This window comes from Mycobacterium sp. E1386, assembly GCF_001672745.1.
Lineage (GTDB): Bacteria > Actinomycetota > Actinomycetes > Mycobacteriales > Mycobacteriaceae > Mycobacterium.
The window spans coordinates 18786-28484 of the sequence record NZ_LZKH01000176.1; the positions used below are offsets into that span (position 1 = coordinate 18786).

The window sequence follows — 9699 nt, forward strand, 5'->3', positions numbered from 1 at the left end:
ATGGTGAGCGTCGGGTTGTCCCACCTTCGGGTATGCGACCTCGGCGGTCAACTGGCCGGCGCCGGGGCGACGAAGATCCTGGCCGCCTTCGGTGCCGAGGTCATCCGAGTCGAAGACCCCGCAACGCGCGGGATGTGGGACGCGCTGCGCGGCGTCGGCCCGTTCGTCGACGAGCGCCGGGGCGTGAATCTGGGTGCCGGCTTCAACAACCACAACGTCGGCAAGCTCGGAGTGACCATCAACCTGCGTCAAGAGGCAGGCAAGCAGCTGTTGCGTGAGCTGATCGCCCTCTCCGACATCGTCTGCGAGAATTTCGCCGCCGGCGTGCTGGACAGGATGGGTTTCGGCTACGACGAGCTGCGCCGGATCAAGCCGGACATCATCTACGTCTCCAACTGCGGCTTCGGACATAGCGGCCCCTACCGCGATTTCAAGACCTGGGGTCCCATCGTTCAGGCGCTGAGCGGGCTGACCTTTACCGCCGGGTTGCCCGACCGTGAGCCCGCGGGATGGGGCTACTCGTACATGGACCACGTCGCCGCCTACTACATGACGGTCGCGATCCTGGCGGCACTGCATCAGCGCGAACGCACCGGCGAGGGTCAACACATCGACTTGGCCACGGTGCCTGCGGGCATCGCGATGCTGCCCACCGAGGTGCTGGATTGGACGGTCAACGAGCGGCCCGCGCGCCGGCCGGGGTTCCCGGACGGTAACCACGCCGACTTCGGTGAGATGGCTCCGCATGGGATCTACCCGTGCCTGGGCGAGGACCGGTGGATCGCCATCGCCTGCCGCGATGACCGGGACGTCGCCCTGCTGTCCAAAGTCGTCGACGAACCGCGATTGACAGACGACCGATTCGCGACCCTAGAGCAGCGGTTGCTCGGCGCCGACGCACTCGACGCACTCGTCAGCGCCTGCACCCGAACTCGCGAAGCCTCCTCGCTGGCAGCCGAACTCACTGCGGCCGGGGTGCCGGCGAGTGTCGTGAAGTCGCCGCGGGAACGGATCGACGAAGACCCGGATCTCGCCGAGTGGGGACTCTTTCCGACCGTGACGCACCCCGAGATCGGGACGGTGCGCGTCGAAGGGGTTCCCCTGCGAATGTCGGCCTCGCCGTGGAACATTTCGCGGGCCGCGCCGTGTCTGGGCGAACACAACCGAGACGTGCTGGGCGGGCTGCTCGGGCGCAGTGATCAGGAGCTGGACGAATTGACGAAGCGGGGTGTGATCTGAACGCGCTGAGCGGGATTCGCATCGTCGAGATCAGCGGCCAGTTCACCCCCGTCGGGGGAAGGTTGCTCGCCGAACTCGGCGCGGAGGTCGTCGTGGTCGAACCTCCCGCGGGATCCTCACATCGGTCGCGACCGCCGTTCGCGCACGACAACATCGGGTCGGATACCAGCCTGCGCTGGTGGAGCGGCAACGTGGGCAAGAGGTCGGTGACCGTCGATCTCGACACCGCGGAGGGTGCCAACGCACTGGGGCTCCTGATCGCTGGCGCCGACATCGTGATCTCCGGGTCCGGCCCCGTCGGCGACGCCCGGCACCCGTCGCTGATCTGGGTGGCGGTCACCCCATTCGGCCTCGACAGCATGCGGGCCGACCAACCCGTCACCGACCTCACCATGCTTGCCGGCGGGGGTCCGGTCTGGAACTGCGGCTACGACGATCACTCCCTGCCGCCGGTCCGCGGCGCCGGCGAGCAGTCGGCCAACCTCGCCGGCCTGTATTGCGCGATCGGAGCGCTGGTGGCCCTTGCGCACCGGGACCAGACCGGCCAGGGTCAGCTCGTCGACGTCAGCGTCAATGCGGCCTGCAACGTCAGTTCTGAGCAGACGACGTACCACTGGCTGGTCAACAACGAGACGTGCGTCCGCCAGACCGGCCGTCACGCGTACTTCACGCGGAGCCAACCGACGCAGGTCCGGTGCGCCGACGGCGCCTACGCCACCACCGGCGTGCTACCCCGCAAGCCGACCGAATTCGCGAACCTGCTGACCTGGCTCGCGGACCTCGGCCTGACCGACGAGCTTCCCGAGGCGGTGTTCCTGGAAATGGCCGCCTCTCGCGACGAGCCGGTCGACATCGCGATGATCGGTGCCGACGACGAGACCACCGCGATACTGATGGCGGCCCGCGACGCGATCACCTTGATTGCTTCCCGGATGCCGGCGAATGAGTACTTCCTGGAAAGCCAGCGACGCGGATTCCCCGCCGGAGCGGTGCTGTCACCCGACGAGGCCTTCGAGGACGAACACATCGCCGCCCGCGGGTTTCACGTGCCGGTCCACCACCCGGAACTGGGGGAGACGTTCCGCTATCCGGGCACGCCATACCTTTTCAGCGCCACTCTTGCGGGCGGCCCCGTACGGCCACCCTTGCTCGGGGAACACAACGCGCTGCTCGACGAACTCGCCGACGACACCGCATGACCCCCGGTGACCGCCTCACCCATATCGGGCTGTGCGTCAGCGATCTCGAAAGATCCGTCCGATTCTATTGCACGGCAATGGGATTCGACGAAAGCGGCCGCCTGACGGTCGACGGGCCCGAGACGGCACGGCTGCTGGGCGTGCCCGGGCTGGTGCTGGTCTTGGTCTACCTGCAACGCGACGGATTTCGCCTCGAGTTGCTCGGCTACCCGGTACCGGGTGTGCGCGAGAAGCGCCGGCCCCGCCGGATGAACGCTGTGGGCTTCACGCACCTGTCTTTCCGCGTCGACGACGCGGACGCGGTCGTCGCGCGTATCGAGCGCCTGGGTGGCCAAGCCCGACCGGAACGAACGGTCACATTCGACGGCGGCAACCGGGGACTGATGGCGACTGACCCCGACGGCAACTGGATCGAGTTGATCGAGCGCACGCCGCCGAGCGACTGAGCAGTTAGTCACTCAACGTCCGATTGTTCATTGCGATGATAGAGTCAGGGCTGTGCCAGCGACCAGCGAGTTGATGTATTCGCCGTTCTCCAAGGCGATCTTCGACGATCCGTACCCGGTGTACCGGAGATTGCGCGACGAGGCGCCGGTCTACCGGGATCCCGAAAACCGCTGGTGGGTCCTGTCCAGGTTCGACGACGTGTCGCAGGCTCTGCGGGATTGGGAGACGTTCTCGTCCAAGCGCGGTCCGGCACCGGAGAACCCGGACAACGACGGACGGAAGTACTCGGTGATCTCGATGGACCCGCCCCGCCACGACCGCATTCGCGGGGTCCTCAAAGGGTTCTTCACGCCAAAAGCGGTCGCCGCCATGGAGTCTGCCCTGCGGGCCGTGGTCCACACGCACCTTGGCCGGCTGCAACCGGGTACCACCGTCGACGCGATGGAGGCGTTCGCGTTCTCGGTGCCCACGGACGTGATCGGTGATCTGCTCGGCGTGCCGCACAGCGACCGCGCGCAGCTGCGCGTCTGGTGGGAGGCCTTCCTCACCCGGGAGGAAGGGCAGGTCGCGATGCCGGCCAAAGCCATCGAGGCCAACCGCCTGATCAGCCAGTACATCGGTGACCTGATCGAACGGCGCCGCACCGACCCGGGTGACGACCTGATCAGCGTCGTGCTGCAAGCCACGTTCGACGACCCCGATGCCGGTGGCCAGCGCGCCCTGACCCCGCACGAGGTGCTCATGTTCTGCAATCTCCTGTCGGCCGCCGGCTCGGAAACCACGCAGAAGCTGATCTCCAACGGCCTCGTCGCGCTCGCCGAGCACCCCGAGGAGTGGCAGCGCATCGTGAAGGACCGCAGCGTCATTCCCGCCGCGGTGAACGAGGCGCTGCGCTACGACACGCCGAGCCACTGGGTGGCTCGCACCTTGGCCAGGCCCGTCGAGCGACACGGCGTCACCATGGACGCCGGCGACTGGGTGCTGCTGCTCCTGGGCAGCGCCAACCGCGACGAACGGCGCTACCACGATCCCGACCGCTTCATCATCGACAGGCCGCGCGGCACCGACGTGTATTTCGGGTGGGGAATCCACATCTGTCTCGGGCAATGGTTGGCTCGCCGCGAGGCGCAGCTGGTGTTCGAGTACATCGCCGACAGGTTCCCCGACTACGCCATCGGGGCGCGCGAACGCGTGCTCACCGCTACGGTACGCGGATACACCAGCGTGGAGATGACCCTGCGCTGACCATGGAGATCGCCTTCACCGACGAGCAGCAACTGCTCCGCGACACCGCCGCGCAGCTGGGGGAGAGCGTGGGGGTTACCAGTGCGGACGAGATCGCGACCGGCGAGGCGCTCGACGCCCAGTGGCGCCGCCTGGTGGATCTCGGTGTGCCGACGTTGCGTTCGCCGCGCCTGTGCGGACTCGAGGCGAGCGGCGTCGAAACCGTCATCGTGATCGAAGAACTCGCCAGAACCCTCAGCGCCGTTCCGGTGGCGGGCCAGGCGGTGCTGGCCACCGAGCTCCTGGAGGCGGCCGGAGCCGAGAAGGAATTGGAGCTCGTCGCGGAGGGCAGCCTTCGGCTGGCGCCGGTGCTGGGCCCCGACTTGATGGGTTTCGGCTCGGCTCACCGACCTGGGGTGGCATTCGACGCCGCGGGCGCCACCCACGGACTACTGACCGACCGCACCGACGGACAACGTCGGCTGGTGTGCGCACCACTGTGCGGCGCCGACCCCCGCGGACTGGACCTGACCCGTGAATTCCATTGTTTGCCAGCCGATTCGGTCGCTTCGGCGGTGGTGACCGGCAAGGCCATTGATGACGAACGGTGGCAGCGGGTCGAGTCCTTGGCGATGACCGCCGTCGCCGCCGACCTGGTCGGCATCATGCAGGGTGCCCTGGACGACGCGGTCCGCTATGCGAGCGAGCGGGCTCAATTCGGGGTCAAGATCGGCTCGTTTCAGGCCGTGGGTCATCTGCTCGCCGATGCCCTGGTGCAAGTCGAAGGCGCCCGGAGTTGCCTCTGGCACGCCGCGTGGGCGATCGACCACGCGCCGGCCGACGAGGCGCGGCTGGCGGCGATGACGGCCAAGGCATACGCCTCGGCCGCGGGCCGGGAGGTGGTGGAAACCACGGTTCAGGTCTTTGGTGGCATCGCGATCACCTGGGAGCACGTTTCACACCTGCGGCTGCGCCGGGCGCTGTTGGACCGGCGGTTGTTCGGCGACGAGACGGTGCACTACGAGGCCATCGCCGCGCTGCGGCTGGCGAACCGAGAACTCGCCTAGCCATGGACTTCAACGACAGCGCACCCGAAGCGCAGTTCCGCGCCGAGCTCAGGCAGTGGCTGTCCGACCACGCCGCCGACGCCGCGATTCCCGACGACCCGGCGGCGCGGGCTGACGCGCAAAACGCCTGGCACCAAACGCTTTACGAAGCGGGCTACATCGGGTTGTCCTTTCCCGTCGAGTATGGGGGGCATGGCAAGGCGCCGGTCTACGAGGCGATCCTCAACGACGAGCTCGGGCGGGCCGGCGCCGCGCCCATCGAGGGCGTCGGTCACCTCAGCAACGCGTTACGCCTGTTCGGAACCGACGAGCAGCGCGACACGCTGCTGCCCGGGCTGTTGTCCGGCCGGGTGCGCTGGTGTCAAGGGTTCTCCGAACCGGAGGCCGGATCCGACCTCGCCGGCCTCAAGACCCGGGCCGATTTCCTCGACGCCGGCGGGCGTGAGATGTTTCGCGTCAACGGCCGCAAGATCTGGACGAGCTTCGGTGCGGTTGCCGACTGGTGCTTCCTGCTGTGCCGCACCGAGCCGGACGCACCGAAGCACGCCGGCATTTCCGTTCTGCTGGTGCCGATGTCGACACCCGGCATCGAAGTGCGGCCCATCGTGAACGCCGCGCGCAACCGCGAGTTCACCGAGATCACGTTCGACAACGTCGCTGTACCCGCGGGCAACCTGCTCGGCGGGCGCGGGCAGGGCTGGTCCATTGCCAACCAGTTGCTTGCCTACGAGCGCGGTCCCAGCGACATCAACTGGATCGGCCGGCTCAAGACGCAGCTAAGTCGCCTCGAGGACGACGTTCGCGTCGGCTGGCTCGAAGACTCGCCGTCGGCTCGGGCCCGGCTCGGACAGGCCTACGTGGAGCTGCGGGCACTGCAGATCAAGGTCATGAGATCCCTCACGGAGCGCCAGAACGGCCGGCTTCCCGGGCCCGAGGGTTCGGTGGACAAGTTGCTCATGACACGTGCCGACCAGTTCTTCGCCCACGCCATGATGGACCTTTCGGCAAGCGGCCCGCTTCTCACCGAAGGCCTGGAATGGGATATCTACGTGTGGTCGCGCGCCGCGGGCATCTACGGCGGAACGGCCCAGGTCCAGCGCAACATCGTCGCCCAGCGGGTGCTGGGCTTGCCGCGCGCCTGAGCGGAGCGGGGTCAGCCCTGTGGGTCCCGCGTCAGGTGCTTGTAGGCCTCCTGGAGCCCGTTGAGTCGTCGCATCAGGGTCGCGTCCTGATCATCCGACGCGCCGAGTTTGGCAGCGACCTCAGCGATCTCGGCGGCGAGCCGTTCGGCCGCCTCGCCTTTGGTGAGCAGGTCCTGGTCGGCCCAATCGTCGTGCGGAATGCGCGACTGTGGGTTATCGGGTGTTGTCATGGTCCTCCTTGATGCGCCCTGTTCGTTTGGGCTCCGGCCACCATCGGCGCTATAGTCAAATAGTCAGATTCTGTTCACTTGTACCGTATCGCACGACTTCGAGAGACGACTCCCACAATGCCGCTGCAACCTTCGATGAAGCTCCTGTCCGTCGATGATCACCTGATCGAGCCACCGCAGGTCTGGGCGGACCGACTGCCGAAGAAATTCCTCGACGCCGGTCCCCGCATCGTCGATTTCCCGCGAGACGGGGCTCCGCCGGTGCAGCAGTGGGTCTACGAGGGCAGGGCCTATCCGAACATCGGGCTGAATGCCGTCGCCGGCAAGTCGCCGGAGGAGTTCGGTGTCGATCCAATCCGCTACGCCGACATGATCCCCGGGTGCTACGACCCGAAAGCCCGACTGGCGGACATGGACATCGACGGCGTGCACGCCATGCTGTGCTTCCCGTCCTTCCCGCGCTTCTGTGGCACCGTTTTCCTGGAGGGCGAGGACAAGGAACTCGCGCAGTTGTCCGTGCAGGCGTGGAACGACTTCTCACTCGACGAATGGTGCGCCACCGACCCCGCCCGGTTCATCCCGACGGCGATCACGCCGCTGTGGGACGCGGCCCTGATCGTCGCCGAGATCGAGCGGGTGGCGGCCAAGGGCGCGCGGGCGATCGGGCTGCCGGACAACCCGACCAACCTGAAGCTGCCCAGCTACCACACCGCGTACTGGGAGCCGGTGTGGTCGGCGCTTGAGGAGACCAACCTGACCGCGGTGATGCACTTCGGCAGCGGCGGATTCCCGCCCCAGACCGCACCGGAGGCGCCCTTCGCGGTGATGATCACTTTGATGGGCACAACGTCCATGGCCGCGGCGACCGAGCTCATCTTCTCGCCCGTCTTCCACAAACACCCGAACCTCAAAGTCGCGTTCTCCGAAGGCGGCGTCGGCTGGATGCCGTACCTCGTCGAACGCGCGGACTACGTCTGGCGCAAGCACAAGTTCTACCAGAACATCCACCCCACGGTGGCGCCGTCGGAGTTGTTCCGGCGCAACATTTCCGGATGTTTCATCGAGGACGAGGTCGGCATGTCGATGCGCCACCAGATTGGGATCGACAACATCACCTGGGAATGCGACTATCCGCACTCCGACTCGTTCTGGCCCAAGAGCCGCGCGCGCGCCGAGGAGATGCTCGCGGACGTGCCCGACGAGGAGGCCGCCAAGATCGTCGAACTCAACACGCGGCGCTGGTACGCCTTCCCCGAGGACGGCTTCAAGTCCTGCACCGCGGATGCCGGGTGGTGGCCCAACGGCGGCAACCCACCGGAGTACGACTACGACGAAGTCATGGCCGGCCACGGCGGCATCGGATTCGACGCCTTCATAGACAAGATGGAAGAGCAGAAGTCCCACAAGGTCTGACGCGCACGAAGCTTCAATCGACCGGGACGGCGATGTCGGTCGAATTCACCCGTCCGCGTAGCACTTTGGAGTCGACGACCCGCCATCGGTGCGACTCCTCCTGACTGGCCATGTCCAGCGCCGCGGCGGACGCGGCGACGCCAACCGACAGCTTGGCGACGTCGGTGAGCCGCGCCGCCTCGTTGACCGGGTCGCCGATCACCGTGTACTCGTAACGGCCGGGGTGGCCGACATTGCCGGCCACCGCCATGCCGGCCGAGACGCCGATGCCGGCCCTGATCGGCGCGCCGGGCGGATTCAGAATCCTGTTGAGTTCGCGCGCCGTCGCCAGCGCATGCGCGGCGCGGTCATCGTCGTCGAGGGGGGCGCCGAAGATCGCCAGCGCGGCGTCCCCTTCGAACTTGTTGACAAAGCCCCGATTCGCTTCGACGGCGTTCACCACCATCGTGAAGAAGTCGTTCAGCGTCGCCAGCAACTCGGGCGGCTCCAGTGTGGTGGCCAGTCGCGTCGAGCCGACCAGGTCCACGAACAACACCGCCACTTCGCGGTTGACACCGCCCATCTCGATCTGGTCACCGGCGGCGGCGAGTTGCTCGGCCAGACGGGCCACATCCTGGCCGACGTGGCGGCCGAACAGGTCGCGCAGCCGTTCTCGTTCCCGCAGTCCCGTCGCCATGGTGTTGAAGCCCGCCTGTAACAGCCCGAGCTCGGAGGCGTCGAAAATGGCGACGGACACGTCGAATTCGCCGCGCTGCACGCGTTGCATGCCGTGCCTGACCTCATCGATGGGATCGGCGATCGTTGACGCGTTGAATGCGGCGACCACCAGGCCGCAGGCTAGGGTGCAGCCCCCGAGCACGAGAACAACCAACGCCAGCCGATGCGCGGAGTACTCGACGAAGAGGGCGCTCGCGGCGACGAGCATGACCATCAGCGTCGGAACTCCCGTCCCGATCACCCAGGCGCTCACCGCGCGCAGCCGAAGGCCCGGACCCTGAGCATGTTTTGGCGGGTCTTCGGTGAGCAGCATGGCCGTCGCCGGCCGTAGCGCGATCTCGCACATCCAATACGACAATGCGGTTGTCACGATCGCGCCCAGGATCATCGACACGCCCAACGTTGCCGACAGCCAAGGCCTGCCGAGATTGATGAGCACGAAAATCGCGCTGGCCGTGGACCACACCGCCCCGTGGACGACGGCCATTCTCCTCGGTATGGCCAAGACGACGCGCCGCGCGGTGGCGTCGCTTGCGTCCGCCGGCAGGCTCATCCACAAATAGCCGCAGATCACCGCGGAGGGCATGCTTACGACGCAATAAGTCAGCGCCACGACGATGTTGAACTTCAGCACGTGCTGTTGGGCGAGCGCCGTACCGGTCGGAAGACCCCACAGCGCCAGTGCGGCGATGACCGCTGCGCCAACAATGGTGGGGATGACCGCGCCGGATATGAGCAGTGGCCTTCCGGCGGGCGGGAACGGCGAACGCAGCCGGTGCCGGACCAGCTTCACGGCGACGCCGGGGCAGCGCCCACGCGTTCCCGCCAGTTCTGCACCATGACCAATCGCCCCGACGAGGCGAGCTGTTGGGCGCCATTCCCGCCGAAGATCCGATGACCACCAACGTCGCGCTGAGCCCCGATGGCGACACGTTGTTCATGACGCTCGCCTCGTCGGGGCGATTGGTCATGGTGCAGAACTGGCGGGAACGCGTGGGCGCTGCCCCGGCGTCGCCGTGAA

The 9699-nt window shown here is 67.1% G+C and carries 10 protein-coding genes; 8 read left to right on the forward strand and 2 right to left on the reverse strand.

Translation table 11 applies throughout. From position 1 onward, the window contains the following. Genes A5709_RS18245 through A5709_RS18270 form a run of 6 tightly spaced genes read left to right on the forward strand, consistent with a single transcriptional unit; the run spans position 1 to position 6318 of the window. Positions 1–1239: a CaiB/BaiF CoA-transferase family protein gene (locus A5709_RS18245; RefSeq protein ID WP_068121360.1), complete on the forward strand. Its 1239-nt coding sequence runs from the start codon at positions 1–3 to the stop codon at positions 1237–1239. Between the two features lie 14 nt (positions 1240–1253). Further along, on the forward strand, positions 1254–2438 hold the full coding sequence (locus A5709_RS18250) for a CoA transferase (RefSeq protein WP_255396011.1): 1185 nt from the start codon (positions 1254–1256) through the stop codon (positions 2436–2438). Next, positions 2435–2884, forward strand: coding sequence for a VOC family protein (locus A5709_RS18255; protein ID WP_067945199.1), 450 nt, complete (start codon positions 2435–2437; stop codon positions 2882–2884). Before A5709_RS18250 ends, A5709_RS18255 begins: the two co-directional genes overlap by 4 nt. Positions 2885–2936: 52 nt before the next feature. Further along, positions 2937–4130 carry a cytochrome P450 gene (locus A5709_RS18260; protein WP_082974156.1) on the forward strand — a complete coding sequence of 398 codons (1194 nt, stop codon included), beginning with the start codon at positions 2937–2939 and terminating at the stop codon, positions 4128–4130. A 2-nt stretch (positions 4131–4132) separates the two neighbouring features. Further along, a complete protein-coding gene (locus A5709_RS18265) occupies positions 4133–5176 on the forward strand; it encodes an acyl-CoA dehydrogenase family protein (protein WP_068121365.1) in 1044 nt (347 codons plus the stop codon). Between the two features lie 2 nt (positions 5177–5178). After that, positions 5179–6318, forward strand: a complete 1140-nt coding sequence (locus A5709_RS18270; RefSeq protein WP_068121367.1) for an acyl-CoA dehydrogenase family protein — start codon at positions 5179–5181, stop codon at positions 6316–6318. 11 nt (positions 6319–6329) lie between these two features. On the opposite strand, the gene A5709_RS18275 is transcribed toward A5709_RS18270, so the two are convergent. After that, positions 6330–6548 (reverse strand): hypothetical protein, encoded by a 219-nt coding sequence (locus tag A5709_RS18275; RefSeq protein WP_068121371.1) that lies wholly within the window; start codon positions 6546–6548, stop codon positions 6330–6332. Between the two features lie 117 nt (positions 6549–6665). Between A5709_RS18275 and A5709_RS18280 the strand changes: the two genes are divergently transcribed. Continuing rightward, positions 6666–7961 carry an amidohydrolase family protein gene (locus tag A5709_RS18280; protein ID WP_068121374.1) on the forward strand — a complete coding sequence of 432 codons (1296 nt, stop codon included), beginning with the start codon at positions 6666–6668 and terminating at the stop codon, positions 7959–7961. A 13-nt stretch (positions 7962–7974) separates the two neighbouring features. Here the strand turns inward: A5709_RS18280 and A5709_RS18285 are convergent, their stop codons facing one another. Beyond that, a complete protein-coding gene (locus A5709_RS18285) occupies positions 7975–9471 on the reverse strand; it encodes an adenylate/guanylate cyclase domain-containing protein (protein WP_197520189.1) in 1497 nt (498 codons plus the stop codon). A 74-nt stretch (positions 9472–9545) separates the two neighbouring features. Between A5709_RS18285 and A5709_RS28155 the strand changes: the two genes are divergently transcribed. Further along, on the forward strand, positions 9546–9698 hold the full coding sequence (locus A5709_RS28155) for a hypothetical protein (RefSeq protein WP_197520190.1): 153 nt from the start codon (positions 9546–9548) through the stop codon (positions 9696–9698). Position 9699 lies beyond the last annotated feature (1 nt).